19 protein-coding genes are annotated in these 22,706 nt (G+C 60.4%); 5 read left to right on the top strand and 14 right to left on the bottom strand.

The genetic code is table 11. The annotated features are described in order from the left end of the window. The 3 genes from Q0D31_RS05825 to Q0D31_RS05815 all read right to left on the bottom strand — a co-directional run. A partial coding sequence (locus Q0D31_RS05825) for a hypothetical protein (protein WP_291846379.1) occupies positions 1-220 on the bottom strand: 220 nt, incomplete at its 3' end. A gap of 201 nt (positions 221-421) precedes the next feature. After that, positions 422-1,489 carry an acyl-CoA dehydrogenase family protein gene (locus tag Q0D31_RS05820; protein WP_291846377.1) on the bottom strand — a complete coding sequence of 356 codons (1,068 nt, stop codon included), beginning with the start codon at positions 1,487-1,489 and terminating at the stop codon, positions 422-424. A gap of 29 nt (positions 1,490-1,518) precedes the next feature. Then, complete coding sequence (locus Q0D31_RS05815) at positions 1,519-2,736, bottom strand: acyl-CoA dehydrogenase family protein (RefSeq protein WP_291846375.1); 1,218 nt, start codon at positions 2,734-2,736, stop codon at positions 1,519-1,521. A gap of 211 nt (positions 2,737-2,947) precedes the next feature. Between Q0D31_RS05815 and Q0D31_RS05810 the strand changes: the two genes are divergently transcribed. From Q0D31_RS05810 to Q0D31_RS05800, 3 genes are read left to right on the top strand one after another with little or no spacing between them, the layout of a single operon-like run. Next, entirely contained in the window at positions 2,948-4,099 is a 1,152-nt protein-coding gene (locus Q0D31_RS05810; protein WP_291846372.1) for a transporter, read from the top strand. Positions 4,100-4,104: 5 nt separating this feature from the next. Further along, positions 4,105-4,521 (top strand): Zn-ribbon domain-containing OB-fold protein, encoded by a 417-nt coding sequence (locus tag Q0D31_RS05805; RefSeq protein ID WP_291846370.1) that lies wholly within the window; start codon positions 4,105-4,107, stop codon positions 4,519-4,521. Positions 4,522-4,549: 28 nt separating this feature from the next. Then, positions 4,550-5,410, top strand: coding sequence for a MaoC family dehydratase N-terminal domain-containing protein (locus tag Q0D31_RS05800; RefSeq protein ID WP_291846368.1), 861 nt, complete (start codon positions 4,550-4,552; stop codon positions 5,408-5,410). A gap of 162 nt (positions 5,411-5,572) precedes the next feature. On the opposite strand, the gene Q0D31_RS05795 is transcribed toward Q0D31_RS05800, so the two are convergent. The 6 genes from Q0D31_RS05795 to Q0D31_RS05770 all read right to left on the bottom strand — a co-directional run bounded on the left by Q0D31_RS05795 (position 5,573) and on the right by Q0D31_RS05770 (position 13,705). Then, complete coding sequence (locus Q0D31_RS05795) at positions 5,573-7,078, bottom strand: AMP-binding protein (RefSeq protein ID WP_291846366.1); 1,506 nt, start codon at positions 7,076-7,078, stop codon at positions 5,573-5,575. An 88-nt stretch (positions 7,079-7,166) separates the two neighbouring features. Next, positions 7,167-7,931: an enoyl-CoA hydratase/isomerase family protein gene (locus Q0D31_RS05790; RefSeq protein WP_291846365.1), complete on the bottom strand. Its 765-nt coding sequence runs from the start codon at positions 7,929-7,931 to the stop codon at positions 7,167-7,169. A 115-nt stretch (positions 7,932-8,046) separates the two neighbouring features. After that, positions 8,047-8,841, bottom strand: a complete 795-nt coding sequence (locus tag Q0D31_RS05785) for an SDR family oxidoreductase (RefSeq protein ID WP_291846363.1) — start codon at positions 8,839-8,841, stop codon at positions 8,047-8,049. A 28-nt stretch (positions 8,842-8,869) separates the two neighbouring features. Beyond that, the gene (locus Q0D31_RS05780) at positions 8,870-10,867 is read right to left on the bottom strand and encodes a biotin carboxylase N-terminal domain-containing protein (protein ID WP_291846361.1); all 1,998 of its coding nucleotides are present in this window, start codon (positions 10,865-10,867) and stop codon (positions 8,870-8,872) included. A 19-nt stretch (positions 10,868-10,886) separates the two neighbouring features. Further along, the gene (locus Q0D31_RS05775) at positions 10,887-12,494 is read right to left on the bottom strand and encodes a carboxyl transferase domain-containing protein (RefSeq protein ID WP_291846359.1); all 1,608 of its coding nucleotides are present in this window, start codon (positions 12,492-12,494) and stop codon (positions 10,887-10,889) included. 47 nt (positions 12,495-12,541) lie between these two features. Continuing rightward, positions 12,542-13,705: an acyl-CoA dehydrogenase family protein gene (locus tag Q0D31_RS05770; RefSeq protein ID WP_291846357.1), complete on the bottom strand. Its 1,164-nt coding sequence runs from the start codon at positions 13,703-13,705 to the stop codon at positions 12,542-12,544. Positions 13,706-13,969: 264 nt separating this feature from the next. Here Q0D31_RS05770 and Q0D31_RS05765 point away from each other — a divergent pair, with 264 nt between their 5' ends. Further along, positions 13,970-15,568 (top strand): carboxyl transferase domain-containing protein, encoded by a 1,599-nt coding sequence (locus Q0D31_RS05765; protein ID WP_291846355.1) that lies wholly within the window; start codon positions 13,970-13,972, stop codon positions 15,566-15,568. 17 nt (positions 15,569-15,585) lie between these two features. Here the strand turns inward: Q0D31_RS05765 and Q0D31_RS05760 are convergent, their stop codons facing one another. The 4 genes from Q0D31_RS05760 to Q0D31_RS05745 form a co-directional block, all read right to left on the bottom strand. Beyond that, complete coding sequence (locus Q0D31_RS05760) at positions 15,586-15,984, bottom strand: OB-fold domain-containing protein (protein ID WP_291846352.1); 399 nt, start codon at positions 15,982-15,984, stop codon at positions 15,586-15,588. 17 nt (positions 15,985-16,001) lie between these two features. After that, positions 16,002-17,192, bottom strand: a complete 1,191-nt coding sequence (locus Q0D31_RS05755; RefSeq protein ID WP_291846350.1) for a thiolase — start codon at positions 17,190-17,192, stop codon at positions 16,002-16,004. Between the two features lie 30 nt (positions 17,193-17,222). Then, the gene (locus tag Q0D31_RS05750; RefSeq protein ID WP_291846348.1) at positions 17,223-17,942 is read right to left on the bottom strand and encodes a nitroreductase; all 720 of its coding nucleotides are present in this window, start codon (positions 17,940-17,942) and stop codon (positions 17,223-17,225) included. 81 nt (positions 17,943-18,023) lie between these two features. After that, entirely contained in the window at positions 18,024-19,583 is a 1,560-nt protein-coding gene (locus Q0D31_RS05745) for an AMP-binding protein (protein ID WP_291846347.1), read from the bottom strand. A 240-nt stretch (positions 19,584-19,823) separates the two neighbouring features. Here Q0D31_RS05745 and Q0D31_RS05740 point away from each other — a divergent pair, with 240 nt between their 5' ends. Then, positions 19,824-20,633, top strand: a complete 810-nt coding sequence (locus Q0D31_RS05740) for an enoyl-CoA hydratase/isomerase family protein (RefSeq protein ID WP_291846345.1) — start codon at positions 19,824-19,826, stop codon at positions 20,631-20,633. 92 nt (positions 20,634-20,725) lie between these two features. On the opposite strand, the gene Q0D31_RS05735 is transcribed toward Q0D31_RS05740, so the two are convergent. Then, entirely contained in the window at positions 20,726-22,693 is a 1,968-nt protein-coding gene (locus tag Q0D31_RS05735; RefSeq protein WP_291846343.1) for an AMP-binding protein, read from the bottom strand. Between the last annotated feature and the right edge of the window lie 13 nt (positions 22,694-22,706).

Below are 22,706 nucleotides of genomic sequence, written 5' to 3'. Positions count from 1 at the left end.
TCAACTTCATCGTCCGAATCGAAGTAGGGAAGGAGCATGGGAAGGATGCTTGTTGAGGCAAAATCCATCGCATACTCCAGATTTCCGACGCCAACTGGGATTTTGACTTCTCGCGAAATTCAAGAAGCTCGCCGCTGACGGCTTCTCCCCGTAGCAGCGCAAAGAAACGGCCCTGCTCAGGGGCGAGCGGATTCGCGGAATGAAGGCTATGGAAAGTCATAGGCCGATTTCAGTAAGTGCGCGTCGCGAGATAACCGTGCGGATCGCTTGCGCGCCTAAGAATACCGCAATCTGCTGCTGCCCAGCGTCGAATATGCTGCAGATCGACGCCGGACGTTCGATCACGACGCATACTTCTATAGAACTTATGTTCGCTAGGCATTCTTAGCGCTACTGAATATTCGTGCCACGAGAAGATCTCTCAACTCACCCACTCTTGCGCGATGGCGGCCTCGTGCCTGCAGCGCTCGGGAGCGCCGAGCAACTGCCGGTTGAAGGCAATGCGCTTGAACCAGTAGTGAAGGCCGAGCAGGTCGGTAAATCCCATGCCGCCGTGGATCTCGGTCGAGAGGCGCGCGATTTCGCGCCCAGCATCGCCCAGATGCGCTTTCGCCTGCAACGCGGCGAGGCGGGCCTCCGCGGGTGGTCCGGCCTGCGCATGCGCCGCGTACCAGACCAGCGAGCGGCACGGCTCGAGGATGGTGATGATGTCGGCGAGCGTATGTTTGACGGCTTGAAACGAACCGATCACGCGATTGAACTGAACCCGCTCCTTGGAATAGAGCAGCGCCTTGTCAAACATGGACTGCGCCGCCCCCAGCGTGTCGCCCGCTAGCAAGACGCGACCTGCGTCGAGCACGGCGGTCGCCGCTGCCTTCGGATCGTTGGCTGCGCCGAGGATCGTAGCCCGCGCATCGTGCAACACCAGCTCCGTCACCGGTCGTGTGCGATCCAGGCTGCGGTGCGTGGTGACGCTGACGCCGGGCTCCCCGGCCGCGGCGAACAGCGCCGCGCGGCCATCCTGGAGATAGACCATAAAATGCGTCGCGCTGCCGCCATCGAGCACGGCCGTGATCCGACCGGACAGTCGATCGCCATCGAGGCGGCCGACGGCTTCGCCGGTCTGGCCCGACATGCCGGCAAACCCGAGCCCGATCCGCACTTCGCCGCTGGCGATCCGCGGCAGCCATGTTTTTTGCTGGGCACGGTCGCCGCTACCCATGAGGGCGAGGGGAGCCATGACCAGCGCGGCTGCGAATGGTGTCGGTGCTGCGTGATAGCCGAGCGCCTCTGCGGCAACCACTGCATCCAGCAGCGAGAGCCCCAGGCCGCCGAACTCCTCTGGCACCATGATGCCCATGATGCCTTGCGCGGCGAGGCCCGACCACAATTCACCGTCGAAGCCGGAGCCGCTCTCGGCGACGGTGCGAAATTTGCCCATCGGCAGCCGCTCGGCCAGAAAGCCCCCCAGGGATTCCGCGAGCATCACCTGTTCTTCGCTGAGACCGAATTCCATGCTCACGCCCTGACGGCCGGTGGGGCGGATTTCGGCTCGCGCGGCAGGCCCAGGCCGCGCTCGCCGATGATGTTCTTCTGGATATTCGATGAGCCGCCACCGATGATGAGGCCGATATCGTACATGTTGTCGATTTGCCAGGTGGTGGCTTCGTCGTCTTCCGCTGCTTCGCCGACCGGTTCGTAAGCGAGTCCCGCCGCGCCGAGTACGTCGACGACCAGCGATGACAGCCGATATGCAATCATCGTCCCGTTCAACTTGACGATCAGGCGCTTGACCCCCGAATCCTCTCCCTTCGCCTGCTCGGTCATTAATCGAAGACCGTGGTATTTCGAGGCCATCACCTCGCCCTGCAGTTTCAGCAATCGTTCGCGATATTCGGGGATGTCGATGAACCGGCAGCCATCGAGCGTCGTTTTCTTCATCAGTTCGACAGCTCTCGCCAGACGGTAGGTCAGCTTGTTGGCGTCGCCGAGCAGCATCCGTTCGTACTTCAAGGTGACATTGGCGACATGCCAGCCGTCGCCGCGTCCCATCACAATCTGGTCGGTTGGTACGCGGACATCCGTAAAGAACGTCTCGTTGAACTCGGCGCGACCGGTCATCGTGACCAATGGGCGCACCTCAATGCCAGGCGCATTCATGGGGACAAGAAGGTAGGACAGTCCATCGTGCTTGCTCTTGTCGAACTCAGTACGGCAGAGAAGAAACATCATGTCGGCGTAGTGGGCGGAACTGGTCCAGATCTTCTGGCCATTGATGACAAACTGGCCGGCCTCGACCCGGGCGGAGGTCTTGGCGGCGGCAAGGTCGGAGCCCGAACCCGGCTCCGAATAGCCCTGGCACCAGATGATGTCGCCGCGGATGGTCGGCCCGATCCATCGGACGCACTGCTCCTTCGTTCCGACCTCGAGCAATGTCGGCACCAGCATGGAAATACCCTGGTTCATGATGCCCGGAGAAACGCCCGCGTTCGAGAATTCTTCGGCGATGATCGCCAATTCCATGATGTCGACCGGCCGGCCGAAGCCGCCATATTCACGGGGAATGTTGCGGGCGAAATAGCCGCGCTCCAGCAGAAGCTTCTGCCAATCCAGGGCTCGCGCGTCGGGCCGCTTCCGCCCGCCCCCCGTCTTTGGGGAAAGGTGGCGATGTTTCTGGATGAAGGTGCGCGCTTCTTCCTGGAGTGCGCGATGTTGTGCGCTGTAGCGGAGGTCCATAGAGATGCCGTTTCCCAGGTGCGGCTTTTGCCTGTTGCTCTACACGCAAAGGACGAGCCACGGTCGGTTGACCGCGCTGCGGATTAAATCTAACATCTGTTCGAAATAGTCGTGCCTTGGGCGGCCGGCGTCAAGTAGAAAGCGTGAACGATTGCTCCTTTGTCAGGAGAATCGTTCAGGCGTTGCGAGCCTCCCGTGGGAGCTTTGCCTGATGTCACTGAAAGAAAAGGCTGCCATCACGGGCGTGGGAGAGACCGCGTACACGCGCATGTCGGGCAAGAGCGTCCTTGCGCTACAGCTCGAGGCTTCGTTGAACGCGATTGCGGATGCGGGGCTCAGTCCCAAGGAAATCGACGGCATTATTCCATACTCGAACTCGCCGGTCGTCGCCGAAGACTTCGTCACGAATTTCGGCATATCGGACCTGCGTTTTTCGGCCACCGCGCCGCTTGGCGGAGCCAGCTGCGTCGCGGCGATCCAATGCGCGCTGCTCGCGATCAGCGGCGGCGTGTGCAGCAACGTGCTGATCCCGATCGGTCGTAACGGCTCGTCGGCGGGTCGCATCGGCACGCGCGTTCAGCAAATGCCTCAGTTCAAGGTTGTTGGTGAGCACGAAATGCCGGTCGGCGCGATCGCCCCGGCACAGCTCTATGCGCCGATGGCCCGTCGCCACATGGAGCTGTTCGGCACGACGAGCTCGCAGCTCGGCGAAATTGCGGTGTCTACGCGTCACAACGCGATTTTAAACGGCAATGGGATGATGACCAAGCCGCTGACGCTTGAGGATCACCAGGCGTCGCGCATGATTTCCGATCCTTTGAGACTCTATGATTGCAGCCTGGAAAGCGATGGCGGCGCGGCGATCATTGTCAGTGGTGCGGACCGGGCAAGGGACCTTCGCAAGCCGCCGGTCTACGTCATGGGGGTCGCCGAGGGCCATCCGGATTCACCGAGCGTCATCACGCAACGCCCGGATATGACGCGCCTCGGGATCGCGAAGGCTGCGCCGAAGGCCTTTGCCATGGCCGGTGTCTTGCCTGGTGATATTGACGTGGCCGAGATTTACGACTGCTTCACCTACATCGTTCTGTGTCAGCTGGAAGACCTCGGCTTCTGCAAGAAAGGCGAGGGGGGCCCGTTTGTTGCGAGCGGGGCCATTCGGCTTGGCGGGAAGTTACCGATCAACACCCATGGCGGACTGCTTTCTCAGGCTCACATGGTTGGAATGAACCACATTGTTGAACTTGTGCGTCAACTCAGGGGCGAGGCTGGCAAGGCGCAGGTTCGGGGAGCCGAGATCGGCCTTGTGACCGGCTATGGCGATATGGGCGACGGATCCGTCGCCATCATGCGCAGGGGATGATGGCCATGACTGCGGAGACCTACCTCAAGCCCGTTCCTGAGCCGACCCATGAGTCCAGGCCTTATTGGGATGGACTGAAAAGCGGACGGCTGCTGCTTCAGAAATGTGGACAATGCGGGAAAATCCGTCACTATCCGAGGCCGATTTGTGACGTCTGTTATTCGTTCGAGGTGAACTGGATAGAAGCCTCTGGTCGCGGAACGGTCCACAGCTGGACCATCACTCACCATGCCTTCAATCCCGGGTTCAAGCTCGAAGTGCCGTTCATTCTGCTCACTATCGACCTTGACGAGGGCGTGCGGGTGCAAGCCCCTCTGCGCGGCGCCAGGGAGGCGGACGTCAAACTTGGGCTGCCGGTTCGTATCATTTTCGAACAGGCTAAGCACGATCTGGTGACTCCCGCCTGTGTAGTCGCCTCGTGACCATCTCATCATCCGGAGCGGCATCAAGATGAACGTGGACGTCGACGCACTGCGCAAGCACATCGGGACGAAATTCGTCGAGCAAGATGTCGCCACACAGGCGCCGCTGCGCGGACTTGCGGTGACTTTCGATCGGCAGGACCAGATTCCAGGGCCCGGGGACTCGATCCAGCCGGGATGGCATCTGGTGTACTTCATGCCGCTGTCGCCGAAGGCGACGCTCGGTGACGATGGGTTGCCGACCTCTGGCGGCGTTCTGCCGCCCATGCCGTTTCCGCGGCGGATGTATGCGGGAACCGAACTGATCTTCCACGATCCGATCCGCGTCGGCGATGCGCTCAAGCGCGAGACGGAGTTCACCGATGTCTCGCTCCGGTCGGGCGGTACCGGAGCGTTGATATTCGCGACGCAGACCCGTCGCATTTTCACGCCTCGCGGGCTCGCGATCGTAGAACAGAGTCACACCGTGTTCCGCGAAGAGGTGAAGTCTGGTGAGAAGAGCGTCACCCCGAAAAGGAACATGCCGCCAGCCGACACCCCGTGGCGCCGGACGATTACAACGGATCCGGTTTCCCTGTTCCGCTATTCCGCGCTGACGTTCAACCCGCACCGCATCCATTACGACCGGGACTACGCGATGCGCGTCGAAGGTTATCCCGGCCTTGTCGTGCATGGGCCTTACTCGCAGCAGTGCCTGATCGACCTTGCGCGCGATCACTCGCCGGGAAAAACGCTAAGGTCGTTTACGCAGCGAGCCCGTGCGCCACTATTCGATACCGCGCCCTTCAGCATCGTCGGCCGCGCCGTTGACGATGGAAAGGGAGCTGAGCTGTGGGCCCTGACGCCGGAGGGGACCGTCGCCATGGAAGTCGCGATACGATACGCGTGAGAACTGGCGACCCCTCATTAAACACGTTGGCTACAATCGCGTGCCCCTGAGCCCCGCAAAAATCTTCCGTTTCTTCACTAGCGTCCTCAACTATCGTCCCACCGCGCCCAAGTTGTTCCTCACTGAAGCCCTAAACAGCGCCCGGCGACCGCTAAGTCCTCTCTAAGAGTTCTCGCGTTTGACAGCGGCGCGATCGATGTCGCCCTTGACGGTCTTCGGCAGTTGATTGACGAACACAATGTGCTTTGGCTTCTTGTAGCGTGCGATCTTTCCGGCGACGAAGTCGATCAGCTCGTCGGCTGTGACATTCGTGCCAGTTCGGCGCACGCAGATCGCTTTGACGGCTTCGCTCCACTGGGGGTCAGGCACGCCGATGACCACGACATCGGCGATATCCGGATGCTGACGAATCGCGTTTTCGACTTCCGCCGGGTAGACGTTCTCCCCACCCGTCTTGATCAGCTCTTTCTCGGGAGCACGGCCGGCATACCAGAGGTAGCCATCGGCATCGAAATAGCCGATGTCGCCGGTGTGATGCCAGCCGTTACGGAAGGTGAGGGCGGTGTCGGCGTCGTTGTTCCAGTAGCCCTTGAAAACGGTGGGACCACGCACCACGATCTCGCCGGTTTGTCCGGTGGGCCTTGGCTTGTCGGTGCTGTCGACAACCGTAATGGTGCGCCAGAATAGGGGGCGCCCAGCTGATCCTGGCCGGTTGCGGTAGGGCGACAGCGTTGCGAGGCCTGATGTCTCGGACTGGCCGAAGGCTGCCCAGAATACCGCGTGGGGGCAGGCTTTCTCGAAGCGTTCAATCGTCGCCGGGGTATCCAGTCCGGTGACCGCGCGCAACGTCTTCAATTCGTCGCCCTTGGCCTGATCCATCAGGCTCGCCAGCATCGGCGCGAATTCCGACATGACGGTCACCCTCTCGGCGGCAATGTCGCGAACCGCCTGTTGCGGGTCGAATTTCGAAGCGATGACGCTGGCGCCGCCAGCCTGCTGCACCGTCAGCATCAGGCCAAGGCCGGCGACGTGGAACAGCGGCAGCACACCAAGATTGACGTCACGCTCGGTCAGGCTCCAGGCCTGCATCAGCGAGCTCTGCGCCGTTAGAAGGTTGGTTTGCGACAACAGCGCGCCGCGCGGCCGCCCACCGACGGCGGCGGTGTGAATGATTACGAAGCCATCATCGGCGCTGAAGTTCACGTCAGACATCGACGCGTCCGAAGCCGCAAGATTTGCGAACGGCGCAAACGGCGCCGCGTGCTTGCCGATGCCAAAATAGCTCCGGACCGAAGGTAGCGACACTTTCAGAGCCGCAATAATTTCCTGGTATTCTGCCCCCGCCACAACCAGCACCGGCGCACCATCAGCGAGGACGTAGCCGATTTCTTCGGCGTTGAGCCGGAAATTAACCGGCAGCAAAATCGCGCCGAGCCGCGCGACCGCTCCGATCAGATCAATCATTTCGAGCGAGTTTTGCGAAAGGATGGCGACGCGGTCACCGGATTTTACGCCCTCGCGTGCCAGGCCCGCCGCCAGCCGCTCGATCCTTTTCAGGTACTCGCGATGGGTGATGCGCTGGCCTTCAAAAACGAATGCGGTGCGGTTGGGAAAAAACTCCGCATTACGGCGGTACACGTCGATGAAAGTAAATTCTTTCAGGGACATCGATTCCTCGATACTGTGCTCGATCCACCTACCACAAGGTGCTCTACTCGAAGGGTGTTTTCGAAGCTGTCACGCACGGTGTACTTTATCAGCTCTCGAATTTTGGTTCGCGTTTTTCGAGAAACGCCGCGATGCCTTCCTGTGCGTCCCGATGCATGAACAGGAGCGGAAAGCCATCGATGGCGTGCCGTATCTCATCGCCACCGAGGCCGCGGTTGTAAAACGATTTGGCCATCTGCACCGCAAGCTTTGGTTTTGATGCAATTCGTTCGGCAAATGCCAGGGCGTCCGTGAGCAGATCGCCGTGAGGAACCACCCGTAGTACGAGGCCTAGTCTGAATGCCTCATCCGCGCCGATTGGATCGCCGAGAATACTCATTTCTTTGGCCTTGGCGCGGCCGACCATATCATGCAGGCGCACGATCGCAAAACCGGGCAGTAGTCCGAGCTTGATCTCCGGTACCGCGAAGCGTGCGCGATCAGATGCGATAACAAAGTCCGAGGCGATCGCAAGTTCAAAGCCGCCGCCAAACGCAATGCCATTGACGGCGGAGATTACGGGTTTGCGGCAGTTTTCTGGTGCCGCAAGTACTTCTAGAGCCTCGATCATGAACTTGCGTACTTTGTCCGGATCAAAGTTGAAGCCGCTGATATCGGCGCCAGCGCAAAATGCCTTGTCCCCGTTGCCGGTGATGATGGCGACGCGGACGTTGTCGTCTGCATCCACACGATTCAGACCATCGAGAATGCCCTCGCGGATGCCTGTGCTGAGCGCATTGAGCTTGCCTGGCTCATCCAGCGTAAGGATGGCGATCTTCCCTTTGGTTTCATAGTTGACGCTGCCCAGTCTCATCGCAGTCTCCCTTGCGCTATGGCACCATGTCGTTAGCGAAATGCAGTGAAATCCGGCTTGCGCCTCTCAAGGAATGCATTCGCGCATTTTGTTCTGGCGAAACTGACGGCCGACGTCAGCCGATCATGGTGTATCCGCCTGAAACCGACAGCACCTGGCCGGTGACATGACCTGCGGCGGCGGACGAGAGAAACACCACGGCGTTGGCGATATCGTTCGGGCGGCCCAGCTTGCGCAGCGGCAGCGCCTTGGCGACCTTCTCGAATTGCTCCGCCGTGAACATCGAGTCCGGCTTTGTCCACATGCTGTTGGTGCCAACTTCCTCCGCATCCACGGGAACGGTGACGCCGGGACAGACGACGTTGCAGCGGATGCCGTAGCGGCCGTTCTCTTTGGCAATGGTCTTCATGAAGGAGTTAACGGCGGCCTTGACGCCGCCATAGACCGCTTCGCGCGGCTCTCCCGAGCGGCTTGCGTCGGAACTGATCGAGACGATAGCGCCGGCGCCCTTCGGAATCATGACATCAAGCGCGCATTTGGTGCAATTGAGCACGCCGACATAGTTGATCTTGATGATCTTGTCCCAGAATTCGGGCGTAGTCTGCGTAAAGAACATCAGTTGATCCCACCCGACGTTATTGACGAGCACGTCAACGGTGCCATGCCTGGCGGTAGCCGCGTCGAACATGGCTTTGACCTGACCGAAGTCGGTTACGTCGGTCTTGAATACCTGAACGCTGGCAGCGCCGTTCTTCCGCGCAAGTTCGGCAACCTTTTCGGCTTGCGCCTGGTCGAGATCGCCAATCGTGATGTTGGCGCCCTCGACCGCAAATGCGAGCACGATGGCCCGGCCGATGTTGGAACCGCCGCCAGTGACGACGACCGATTTGCCCTTCAGATTAAAATCCATGTTCGCCGCTCCCTGTTCCGTCGTTGAATTATGGTTGCTGCACCGGCTCCACCACCACGACAACCGCGTTGCGCTCGACGGTTTCGCCAGGTCGGCAGTTGACGGCGGTGACCACACCATCGGTTTCGCAATTGATCCTTAACTCCATCTTCATCGACTCCAGCACGGCCGCGACATCCCCGGCCTTGATCTTATCGCCAACTGCGACGTTCACCTTCAGGATCATGCCCATCATGGGCGCACGCAGTTCGCCGCTGGTTTCGGCGACGGCGCTGATGTAAGTCAGATAGGGAATAGCCGTCAGCGGTTGGACGCCGCGGCGGTCGTGGACGAAGATCGTTTGGTTTTGCTGATGAATGCGCACCGTCTCACGCCGCGCGCCGACAATCGCTGTGAAGGTGTCGTCTTTGATCGGGATGAGTCTGACGGATACCCTTTCATCGTTGATGCCGACAATCATCGAGCCGTCGGCCTCGAGCGGCGCGAATCGAATCTCCGCGCTCGCGCCAGCGGTTTCGAGGTGCAGGATCGGAATCGGTGACAGTCCGTCGCCACCTGCGGCCATGTGCCATCCAGTCATTTCGCGCGACTGCCACGGCCCGCTTGCAAGAGGCCGTCGTTGCCGGATCATCCAGAAGTAGGCGCCCAACGCCAACGCCTCGGCGTCGAAATCCGTTCCTCTGTCGACCAACTGGTCGATTTTCTCGTCGATCAGGTGGGTGTAGAAGGTGGCGGTGCGTGTCGCCGGAAGGGCGAGCAAGCGCTTGAGTAATCCCTGATTGGTCGTAACTCCGAAGATCGAGGTCTCGTCAAGAGCCCGGTCGAGTTTGTCAAGCGCCTCATCGCGAGTTTCGGCATGGGTGATGAGTTTCGCCAGCATCGAATCGTAGTACGGCGTGACGACCGAGCCGGTTTCGACGCCGGTTTCGACGCGAACGCCGTCGGCAGGAAATCTGACGTAGGCGAGCTCCCCCGTGCAGGGGAGAAAGCTGTTTGCTGGGTCCTCCGCGCAGATACGAACTTCGACGGCATGCCCGCGACATGTCACGGCGTCCTGCGCAAACGGTAAACCTTCTCCGGCGGCGATGCGGATCATCAATTCGACGATATCGATGCCGGTTACCATCTCGGTCACGGGGTGCTCGACCTGGAGACGCGGATTGACTTCCAGGAAGTAGTAGGTGTCTCCGCTCAGGATGAATTCGACCGTGCCGACCCCACGATAGTTGAGCCGCTTGCCGAGCCGCACCGCGTCGGCCGCCATCCTGTCACGCAGCGTCGCGGCGAGGTTTGCGGCAGGGGCTTCCTCGACAAGCTTCTGATGACGGCGTTGCAGCGAACATTCACGCTCGAACAGGTGGACCACGCCGCCCTTGCCATCGCCGGCGATCTGCACTTCGATATGGCGCCCGCGTTCGACCAGCTTTTCGACGATCAGCCCGGGATAGCCGAACGAATTCTTCGCCTCGCGCATGGCCGATTCGATCTCATTGTCGAGGCCATCGAGATTGGAAACGGCGCGCATTCCCTTGCCGCCGCCGCCAGCCGCTGCTTTCAGCATCACTGGAAGTCTGATCTCCCGGACGATCCGCGCGATCTCGGCGGCATCTTCACTGGGCGTCTTGCTACCAGGGACAATAGGCACATTGGCCGCTTCGGCCTCCTGCTTTGCGGACGCTTTGTCGCCGAGCCGTTTGATCACGTCGGGCGTCGGCCCAATGAAGACCAGGCCGGCGGCCTCGACGGCGCGGGCGAACGTGGCGTTCTCGGCCAGAAATCCGAAGCCGGGATGGATGGCCTGCGCGCCGGTTGTTTTCGCCGCTGATATGACCGCATCGATCCGCAGGTAACTGTCGGAGGCGGCGGCGCTCCCGATCTCGATGGATTCGCCGATCACCTTCACATGCAAGGCGTCGGCGTCGGCGGTGGAGTGAATGCCAGCCACTGCGATTCCGAGCCGATGGCAGGTGCGCGCGATCCGGCAGGCAATCTCGCCGCGATTGGCAATTAGAATTTTCTTGAACACCGAACGATATCCTCTGCCATCACATCCTGAATACGCCGAAGTCGGTTTCCTGCTGCGGCAGCCGGCCGGCCAAATCGAGCAAGAGGGCTATTACGTGGCGGGTCTCGAGCGGATCGATCACCATGTCGCACCAGGTGTTGCGCGCGAAATTGTAGGCGTTTGCGAAATCCTCGAATGTCTTGCGCACCGGCGCGCGATAGGCCTCGCGCTCTTCGTCGGTCCAGTTCGTGCCGTCGCGCTTGTGGATATCGTCCCGAACCATCGCAAGCGTATTGGCCGCCTGATCCGGCCCCATGATCGCGGAGCGCCCGTGCGGCCACATCATCATCGCATGCGGCTTGAAGGCGCGGCCACACATCGCCAGATAGCCGGCACCGTAGGAATTACCGATGATCAGGGTGTATTTCGGCACGTTGGCGCTGGCCATCGCCGTGATCATCTTGGCGCCGTGCTTGGCGATGCCGCCTTCTTCCGCCTCGCGCCCGACCATGAAGCCGGTGACATCGGCCATGAACAGCAGCGGGATGTTGCGCTTGCAGCAGAGGTCGATGAAGTGGGTCGCCTTCAGCGCGCATTCGGAAAACAGCACGCCGTTGTTGCAGACAATCCCGATCTCGAAGCCCATGATGCGGGCGAAGCCGGTGATCAACGTCTCGCCGTATAGCGGCTTGAATTCGTGAAACTCGCTGCCGTCGACAAGACGCGCGACAATCTCCCGATTGTTGTTGGGAATGCGCGGATCCGCGCTGATCAGCCCGTAAATGTCTCCGGGGTCGAAGCGCGGCTCACGCGCCGGCGCCACGTTCCAGCGTTGTGCGGGAGTGTCGCCGAGATGGGCGACGATATCGCGGGTAATCGCGATCGCGTGGCTGTCGCTTTCCGCCAGATGGTCGGTAACGCCGCTGACGCGGCTGTGCATTTCGCCGCCGCCGAGCGCTTCCACGCCGACCTCTTCCCTGGTCGCCGCATAGACCAGTTGCGGTCCACCCAGGAACATGGCGCCCTGATTGCGGATGATGACGGTTTCATCGCAGAGCGCCGGCATGTAGGCGCCGCCGGCGGTCGAGGGCCCGTGCACAATTGCGATCTGCGCAATTCCCTCGCTCGACATCCGGATCTGGTTGTAGAAGATCGAGCCGAACTGTCCGTCGTCGGGAAAGATGTTGGGTTGGTCCGGGAGGTTGGCGCCGCCGGACTGCACCATGGTGATGCAGGGCAGGCGATGTTGCCATGCGAATTTCTGCGCGCGGACGTGCTTTTTGCAGGTGATACCGTAGTAGGTACCGCCTTTCACCGTGGCGTCGTTGGCGATGATCATGCAGGCGCGGCCCGACACGATTCCTACCCCGGTGATAATGCTGCCGCCGGGCGGCACGCCGTCATACATGCCTTCGCCCGCGAGCTGGCAAAGTTCGAGGAACGGCGAGCCGGGATCGAGGAGCGCAGCGATCCGTTCGCGCGGCAGCAGTTGTTTGCGTTCCTTGTGCAGTTGCCGAGCCCGTTCCGGGCCGCCGACCATGGCGGCTGATCGGCGGCCGTGCAGATCGGCGATTCTCAAGCTGTACGCGTCGCGGTTGCGGCGATACTCTTCGCTCGCAGCTGAAACGTCGGACTTCATGAGAGCCATTGCAGACGACCTTGTTCCTTGAAAGCGATCTCGTTCCGGGCCGTGCCCTAGTAACTGCGGGGCAGACCCATCACGTGTTCGCCGATGTAGTTGAGGATCATTTCGCGATTGAGCGGGGCGGTCTTCAATAGCCGCACCAGCGGGTAGATATCGAAGATGCCATACTCCTTGGTGAACCCGTTGCCGCCGAAGCATTGCAGCGCAGTATCCACGGCCTTGATGCCGGCGTCGGCGGCGGCAAGCTTGGCCATATTGGAGAATTCGCCGGCTTCGCGGCCCTGATCGAAGATCCAGGCAGCTTTCAGCGTCATCAGAGAAGCCAGCTCGACGTCGGTGCGGGCGCTGGCCAACGGATGCTGCAAGCCCTGATAGGAACCGATCGGCACGTTGTTGAAAACGCGCCGCTCCTTCGCGTACTCGACCGCGCGGTTGAGGGCATAGCGGCCTAGACCGCAGGAAATCGAACCGACGAGAATGCGTTCAGGATTGAGGCTTTTGAACAGAATGCCGAATCCCTTGTCGACTTCGCCGACAATGTCCTCTGGCCCAAGATCGACTTCGTCGAAGAATATTTGCCACTGCGTTTCCGGCGCCGGGATGCTCACCGGTATGTATTGCTTCGCCACCCCCTTGGCCTTCAGGTCGACCACAAACAGGGTGAAGCCGTCGGTCTTTTTCTGAACCTCCGTATGAGGCGTCGTCCGCGTCACCACCAGGGCGTAGTCCGCGCCGTCGGCGTCGGTGATAAACGTCTTCTGGCCGCTCAGCGCGTAGCGATTGCCTCGCTTCTTCGCCATTGTGGAAGTACGTATCGTATTGGTTCCAGCGTCGGGCTCGGTGATGGCGAAGCAAAAGCGCGTCTTGCCGGCGCAGGCGTCGGGCAGATAGCGCATCTTCTGCGCCTCACTGCCGTACTTGGCCATGAATCCCAAGCTCATCGCGGCGCCCACGACAAGATTGAGCAGCGGAATGCCGTTGTTCGATAGTCCTTCGAGGAACAGGTGCATCTCGACCATGCCTTGCCCGGAGCCGCCATACTCCTCGGGCACCATGGTTCCGACGAAGCCATCCTCCGCAACCCTGCTGTAGAGGGCGTGAGGGAATACGTGCTTGTCGGCGCAATCCATCCAGTACTTACGGTCGAATTGCTTGGCGACCATGTCGCCGTATTCGTAAATCTGCCGTTGCTCGTGCGTGAGATCAAAGTCCATGTCGGAACTCCGCCGCCGGCCGAAACCTGCGTTATTTCTAAGGTGAGAACCGGAAGCTTTCTCGGGAACGCCGTCGAGTTTGTCGTTTGCGAGGCAGCCGGCTGAAGTCGGCGGCACCAATTGCTTGCTATCTTTAGGCAGAAGCGCTTAGGATTTCAACCTAACAATCGTTCGAAAACGAACGAATGTTAGAAAATGTCAAAGGCGATCAAGCCTGTATTTCCTGTTGGGTTCAGGTTCTTGGGGGGCGGCGAATTGACCGCGATGAAATCCACTGTCGCGACCGGGTCGGACGAGTTCAAGCTCAATCGCGCGCATTATCTGGAACGGATCGCCGATCTCCAGAAGCGCCGGATGGACGCCAGCCAAGGCGGTTCCACCAAGGCCCGCGCCTTGCACAAATCGCGCGGACAGCTGCTGCCGCGCGAACGCATCACGGCGCTGATCGATCCCGGTTCGCCGTTTCTCGAGTTCGGTCACTTGGCGGGCGAGGGGATGTACGACGGCGTGCCGCCGGGTGCGACAATCATCACGGGCGTCGGACAGGTTTGCGGGCGCAGTTGCATGCTTATCGCTAACGACGCCACCGTGAAGGGCGGAACGCTGTTCGGCATGACAACGAAAAAGCATACCCGCGCCCAGTTGTTTGCCTGGCAACACCGGCTGCCCTGCATCACCTTGGTGCAGTCAGGCGGTGGCTTCCTGCCGGATATCGCCAATATCTTTCCTGACGAAGGGCAGGCCGGATCGATCATGTACAATCAGGTCAAGATGTCGGCCGAGAACATCGCCCAGATCGCCGTCGTTCACGGCCCGTCAACCGCCGGTGGCGCGTATATTCCGGCGCTCTGTGACGAGGTGGTGATCGTGCGCAATCAGGGCGCGATGTTTCTCGGCAGCCCGCAACTGGTATTTGCCGCGACCGGTGAGATCATCGAGGTCGAACCGCTCGGCGGCGCACAGATGCACAGCCGGATCAGCGGCGTCACCGACCATATCGCCGAGAATGACAGCCACGCGCTGGCGATCGTGCGCGACATCGTCGCCAACCTGGGAGAGCCGCCGCGATTGCGCTGGACGGTCGAGCTGGGTGAGCCGCCTTGCCATGCGATCGAGGAAATCTATGGAATCGTCAGCGCCAACCGGCGCATCCCGACGGACAACCGGGAGATCGTCGCACGTCTCATCGACGGCAGCCGCTTTCAGGAGTTCAAGCATCTTCACGGCGAAACCATGATGTGCGGATTCGCCCGCATCAATGGCTTTGAGATCGGCATTCTGGCCAACGACGGTGTGCTGTTCTCGGAAAGCGCGATCAAGGGCGCGCACTTCATCCAATTATGCTGCAAGCGCGATATCCCGCTCCTGTTCCTGGTTGATGTCTCCGGCTTTATGGTCGGGTCCGCCGTCGAGCGGCAGGGCATCGCCAAGCATGGCGCCAAGTTCATGACTGCGATGGCGTGCGCCGACGTGCCGAAATACACCATTATTACCGGCGGCTCATATGCGGCGGCCTATTTCGCAATGCTTGGCCGCGCGTTCAAACCGAACGCCACGCTGATGTGGCCGAGCGCCCACGCCGCTCTGATGGGACCGGAGCAGGCGGCGACAACGCTCGCGATGGTGCGCGACAACATTCACCAGCGCGAGGGCACCTCCTGGACCGACGAGCAGCGCGAGGAATTCAAGCAACCCATCCGCAGGGATTTCGAGTCGTTCGCGGATCCCTACAATTTTGCCCGCAATCTATGGTGCGACATGGTAATCGACCCGGTCGAGACCCGCGACGTCATGGCGCTGCTGCTGGATCTCGCCGGGCGGACGCCCGCAAAGAGAACGAAGTTCGGCGCATTCCGGATGTAGCCAATGGGGGTCTCAAGTCAGGCCTTCCTGAAGCGGGGCAGTGTGATCTCGTCATTGACCTTTTCGCAGACGAGCATGACCTCCATGTCGAACACGACATCCTCGGGCTTGCCGCCTGTATAGGTACTGATCATCCGCGGTCCTTCTTCAAGGTCGACGAGCAGAACAGCATAGGGAATGTCGGCCTTGAAGGCTGGCCCTGGCGCGCGATGCACAACGCTGAAGGAATGCACCCTCCCGCGCCCGCTGGCCGCTCGATGCGCGAGATCTTCGCCGCCGCATTGACGACACATCGCCTGCTGATAATATTGCACATTGCCGCAATCGCCGCAGTGCTGAAGCAGCAATGCGCCGTCGCGCATGCCGCGCCAGAAGGCTGCAGAATCTGCGTCGGGCGCGGGCATCGGTTTCTTCATGGCGTCCTCAGGCGAGATCACAGCGTGTTCTCCGTCCCCAGGATGGTGGTGGCGTTGGTTGCAAAACCGGCGCCTAGGCTGTGGACCAGTCCGAGCTGGGCGTCCGGTACCTGACGCGGGCCACACTGACCCCGCAGTTGCGCGATTACCTCATGAAAATGAAACAGCGATCCAGGGATTCCTGAATGCGCGAATGACAACAACCCGCCATGGGTATTTGACGGAATTTGGCCGCCATAGGTCATCTGCCCGTCCTCGACGAAGCGGCCGCCCTCGCCCTTGGGGCAGAAACCGAGATCTTCCAGCATCATGATAACGGTACCGGTGAAACAGTCGTATACGCCGGCAAGGTCCATATCTTTCGGGCCATACCCCGCCATGTCGTAAGCCCTGCGGCTTGACTCGACTGCGCCGGTGGTCGTCAGCGACGGCATCAGGAAGATATGTTCGTGGGTGTAACACTCGCCGCCGCCGAGGATGTAGATCGGGTTTTTGATGCCGAGCGCCTTGGCATGTTCGGCCGATGTCAGGATGAATGCCGCGCCACCATCCGAGATCAGCGAGCAATCAAGCTTGTGATACGGTGTCGTCACCATGCCCGAGTTCAGCACTTCGTCCACCGTGATCGGGGTAGTCTGCTGCGCGCCGGGGGTACGCATCGCATGACGGCGCTGGACCACGGCGACTTCGGCCAACTGTTCCGATGTGGTACCGAAATCCTTCATATGCCGGTGTGCCGTCATGGCAAAGGTATTCGCAACCGGAATGCCGAACGGCATTTCATACTGCTGATCGCGGCTTTCCGTCATCGAACGCAGCGCCAGATCGGGCGTCAGGCCGGTCAGCAGGCTGTCGCCGCCGACCACGAGGACGACCTCGGCGAGGCCGCTGTGAATGGCGGCCGCGCCGATATTGAACATCGTCGCCGCGGTGGCGCCAGACACCTGAAGCGTGTTGGAAAAGGTTGGCTGAATACCGAAATACTCGCTGAATGCGACGCTGAAGCGATGGAAGGGAGAAGCGAACGCATGGCTCGATAGCACGCCGTCGATCTCGTTTTTCCCGATTCCGGCATCGGCCAGCGCTTTCCCTGCGGCGTCAGCGGCTAGCCACAACGGGCTCTTTCCCGGTACCTTGCCGACCGACGACATTCCGATACCGATTATCGCGACCTTGCCGCGTAGCGTTTGTTTACGAATGGAAGGCATTTGGTCTCCGCCAGGGGTCATGCGTGAAGGTCAGCTTCCGGCCGTCGTGCGCGCCGAAGCGGCACCGGCACTGCTGCCGGAGAATCCGAAGAACTTGGCGTAGGTATCGATTGGGACCCGCTTGGTGACGAGCCTGTTTTCGGGCGCAGCCGTGTCCTCGTAACCCAGCGCCACGCCACAAATCAGGATTTCGGTGTCGTCAAACGAAAGTTGCTTGCGGATGATGTCGTGATACCAGGTGAACGCGGCCTGGCCACAGGTGTGCAGGCCATGATCGCGCGCGGCGAGCAGGATGTTCTGCAAGAACATACCCATGTCGATATAGCTGCCGGTGTTCAAGCGGCGGTCCATCGTCACGAAAAGTCCGACCGGGGCATCGAAAAAGAGGTAGTTGCGGTTCATCTGCGAGGTGCGCGCGGCGACGTCGTCGCGGGCAATGCCAAGCTTTGCGTAAAGGTCGTAACCGAGTTCGCGCCGGCGCCCGATATAGGGCTCATGCCATTCGGTTGGATAATACTCATATTCCGGCCGATGCTTGTCCGGCTCGGTTTCGGCAGCGTTCAGGATCTCCGCGCAGATCCGATCCCTCAACTCGCCCGCAACCGCGTAGACCTTCCACGGCTGGATGTTGTGGCCACTTGGCGCATGTGCCGATACCTCGATGATTTTCCGCACGACCTGTTCTGGAACCGGCTTGGGAAGAAATCGCCTGACCGAGCGCCGTGTCAAAATAGCTTCTTCGACATTCATGTTTCCGTCTCCGATTGCGTTGCTTTGCCTGCCGCGAGCAGTTCTCGTTCTAATAAATTTGCGATGCGAGGCGTGTGTCTATCAACTGTTTGTCCGTTGCCTTTCGCCCGCCAGCCTGGCTTCGAGCTCGTGGCGTTGAACCTTGCCGCTGGTGGACCGCGGAAACTCGGAAAAATCAATGAACCGGAACTGCCTGGGACATTTGTATCCGGCAAGATCGCGGCGGCACAGAGCAAGCAAACTGGCCTCGGTGACTGTGGTGTCGCGGCGGGATACGAATGCCACGGGAACTTCACCCCATTTCGCATCGGGAACACGCACGACCGCGGCCTCGGTGATCCCTGCATCACTCATCAGGACGCGCTCGATCTCGGCAGGATAGACATTTTCGCCGCCGGACTTGATCATGTACTTGGCTCGATCGACGAAATCGAGCGAGCCGTCGTCGTTGCGTCGAAACACGTCGCCCATGTGAAACCACCCGCCGCGAAAGTCGCGTGCGTTGGTCTCATCGGCTTTCCAATAGCCGGAGAACAAAGTCGGGCTGCGAATGGCCAACTCTCCCGGCGCACCAATCGGAACCTCATTGTCGCCGGAATCGACGAGCTTGATGTCACAGAAGGCGCTCTGTTGTTTCGCCAGGCTGGTGGGTATCTCGCCTAGCGGGATCAACGATCTGGTTGCCGGCGGCAAACCGGTCTCGGTCGAACCAAAGCTGTTGACGTAGGGAGCCCGCAGCAGGTTAGTCACTTCGGCGATGACATGCGGAGGAACCAGATCGGCCATTGCGCCGCACAGACCAACGCCCTTTATGGTAGGGTTCTGCGCCTTGAAGCCGGCGATGAATGCTTCGATCATGCCTGGGATCAAGACAAACCAGCCGATCCGATGGCGCTCCAAAGCAGACAATAGCGGTTCGACCTGGAATCCATCGACCACGATGACCGTTCCGCCGCGCAACAGGGTCGCCAGACTTTGGTCGGTGGATGCCATGTGAAACAGCGGCGCCCAGGCCACAAAGGCATCGCGGTGCGAAATGCTCAGCTCGGAGCCGAACACCAGCGCCCGCGTGATCATCGCTCGATGCGAAATCACGGCCCCTTTGGGCAGGCCGGTGGTCCCACTGGTGTAGAGGATAACCAGCCCATCCTCGGACTCCGCTGCAATGCGAGGCGCATGACCGTCTTGGGCTTGCAGCATATCTTCGTATTGTGGGCCGATCTTGACGATCCTGGGGTCTCCTGCCGGAGAAAGCTCGAAATCTCCGGCGAGTTCTTCTTCAATAATCAAGAGCTTCGGCGAGACCAAATCGATACAATAGGCGAGCTCCTTCTGCGACAACCGCCAGTTCAGGCAGGCCGTGATGACGCCGAGATTGGCGGCCGCCAGCTCTACTTCGAGATACTCGGGTCGATTGCGTGAAAGCAATGCCACGCGGTCGCCTCTGCGAAGACCCTGGTCCACCAGCATCGAGGTTGCACGATTCACCCGGTCGAGGAGCTGTCCATAGCTGACTTGGCGTCCCTGGTATTCGATGGCGACTGACGATTTTCGGATCACGGCGCTCGCGCGAAACAGATCGCCAACTGTGAGAGTTGTTCCCGCCATCATTGTCAGAGCTTTTTCGTTTCCGTCTGCCACGGCAGATCCTCCGAGTTTTGCTCTCGTCGCCCCCGATGACGGCCTCAACTGAAAAGTACAGGCTTGCGGCGGCGCCCGGTCGGCTCTAAAATTCTAACATCTGTTCGAATGAATTCATAGCGGGTTCGCGGCGAGGACGTATCGGAAAGCAGGAGAGATCTTCCGATTGCGATATGCATCGTGACCCGCGTAAGACTTAGCCCGACCCAGCAAATCAACCAGTGTCCAGAAGGGAAGCCGATGTCCAATCGTTATGCTGCTTATACGAAACTGAAGCTCGACTATCCGTCCAAGCGGGTTCTCCGGCTCACATTCGACCGACCCGAGACCTACAATTCGGTCGATGCCGAGACCCACACCCAGCTCACCAATATCTGGCGTGACATCAATGACGATCCGGATATCAACGCGATCATCGTGACCGGGGCCGGCAAGGCATTTTCGGCAGGGGGCGATTTCGAGCTGATCAAGAGTATTCTGGACAACCCGGTCGCACGCATGTCGACCTGGAAGGAGGCCAAGGATCTCGTTTATAATGTCATCAATTGCAACAAGCCGATCATCTCGGCGATCAACGGCGTCGCCGTCGGTGCCGGCCTTGTCGTTGGAATCCTGGCCGATGTCTCGATTTGCGGAAAGTCCGCGCGCATCGTTGATGGTCATACGCGGCTTGGCGTCGCGGCGGGCGACGTCGCCTGCATCATCTGGCCGCTGTTGTGCGGCCTTGCAAAAGCAAAATACTATCTGCTCACCTGCAAGCCGTTGTCCGGCGAGGAAGCCGAGCGGATCGGTCTGGTGTCGCTATGCGTCGAAGACGCGGACTTGCAGAGGATTGCGCTCGAGACGGCCGAGGAGCTTTCCAACGGCGCGCAGAGCGCGATCCGCTGGACCAAGTACTCACTCAACAACTGGCTGCGTGTCAATGGACCGCTGTTCGATACCTCGACCGCGCTTGAGATTTTGGGCTTCACCGGCGCCGAGGCGCGCGAGGGACTTGCCTCGCATCTCGAAAAGCGCAAGCCGGTGTTTCCGCAGGATTGCCCGCTCTGATGTTTGCGCGCAATGATGTTCTCGAAGAGGGGGCCTGGATTAAACTTGGCCCCCTTCTTGCCGTAGCCGTGAGCCGAACCTTCCAACGTGGTTTACGCGGCGCCGAGTTTCTCGCGAAGCCTGTCAACCGCTTCGGGATTGGCGAGTGCAGAAAGATCGCCGGGATCCTTGTTCTCGAAAACCGCCCGCAGCACCCGGCGCATGATCTTCATGTTGCGGGTCCGAGGCAGATCATCCACAAAAATGATCTTCTCCGGCCGATACGATGCGCCCATGCCGTTGACGATGGCGGATGATAGCTCGTTGGCAATTTCACGCTCGACGCTCTTGCCGGGCATGAGCACACAGGCGCAAACGATCGCCGAACCCTTTACCGGGTGCGGAACACCGAACACCGCCGCCTCGGAAACCTTGCCGGTGTCGATCAAGAGTCCTTCGAGTTCGGACGGTCCGGTACGCTTGCCCGAGATCTTGATGGTGTCGTCGGAGCGTCCGAGAATGTAGTAAAGCCCATCATGGCCGCGCATGGCGAAATCGCCATGCACCCACAGGCCGGGAAGCGTGCTCCAGTAGCTTTCGACATAGCGCGCGTCGGCCTTCCACAAGCTCTTGGTCAATCCGATCGAAGCATGGCGCAGCACCAGTTCGCCGACTTCGCCGGGCGGCAGGCTTTTGCCGGACATGTCCACGATATCCGCGCCGACGCCGAGCGCCGGGCGGGAAAACGAGCCGGGGTTCATGGGATGGTTCGGCGTTCCCGTGAAGATGCAACCTCCAACCTCGGTTCCGCCGGAAATGTTGATGATTGGAAGTCGTCGCTTGCAGACGTGCTCGAAGAACCAATGCCACGGCGCGTTGGTCCATGCCTCGCCGCCCGACGCGGTCATGCGCAGGCTGGAGAGATCGTAGCGCTCGACATCCTGTGTTCCATAGCGCATCAGGCTACGGACGATGGTGGGGGATACCCCGAGGTAACTTACGCGGTGCTCCTGGATCAGCCGCCAGAATCGTCCAGTGTCCGGGAAGTCCGGCGTGCCTTCGGCGATCAGAAGGCTGGCGCCGGCGAAACTGGGAATGCACGCGCACATCGCGCCGACCATCCAGCCCATGTCACTGAGGAAGAAAAAACGGTCCGACGATTTAAAGTCGGCGCAGATGATCATGTCCCGCGTGACCATGGAGCCGATAAAGCCGATATGGGTCCAAACGCACCCCTTCGGCTCGCCGGTGGTTCCCGAAGTGTACAGCAGAATCGCGGGATCTTCCGCATTCATCTCGACGGTCGCGATCACGCCATCCTTGCCGGCGACGATATCGTGCCACCAGTGATCGCGGCCCTCCCGCATCGGAACGTCGATCTGAAGGCCCTTGCGCTCGACGACGATCACGTGCTGCACGGTGGGGGAGGAGGCGAGCGCGACGTCGAGAACGGATTTCAGCGCCGCCGGCGCGCCGCGCCGCCAGGTCCCGCTGGTCGTGATGACCGCCTTGGCCCCGCCATGGTTAAGGCGTGTTTGGATGGGAGCCGGACCGAAACCTGAGAACAGCGGCATCAGGATCGCGCCCAGTTTCAACACCGCGAAGAACGCGACAAAGGTTTCCGGCACGTTGGGCATGCAGAGTGCGACCACATCGCCGCGGCCGATGCCGAGGCCTGTCAACGCGAGCGCAAGCCGTTCGATTTCAAGGTCGATTTCCCGATATGAGAGGCTACGCTGTTCCTGCCTGTCCTCGCCCTCCCAGACGAGAAACGTCTGGTCCCACACGTCGGTGCCGCGATGCTTGTCAATGCAGTTCAGGACAATGTTGGTGGTGCCGCCGACACACCAGCGCGCCCATGGCTGGCCGCGCGACGTATCCAGCATGCGGTCGTAAGGTCGATAAAGCCTGACGCCGCAAAATTTGAATACCTCGTCCATCAGCCATGCGGGATCGGAGTCCGCCTTGATCGAGAGGCTGTCGTAATCGTCATATCCGGTCGCCCGCAGGAAAGCGGTCAGGTTGCTGGCAGCAATCAGTTCGGGCGGAGGTGTCCATACATAGGATGTCGGATTGTTCATCGACTACGTTCCC

Origin of the sequence: Bradyrhizobium sp., from assembly GCF_022844465.1 — a bacterium.
GTDB lineage: Bacteria > Pseudomonadota > Alphaproteobacteria > Rhizobiales > Xanthobacteraceae > Bradyrhizobium.
The sequence above is the reverse complement of the archived record's forward strand: the minus strand, read 5'-3'. Positions and strand labels throughout refer to the sequence as shown.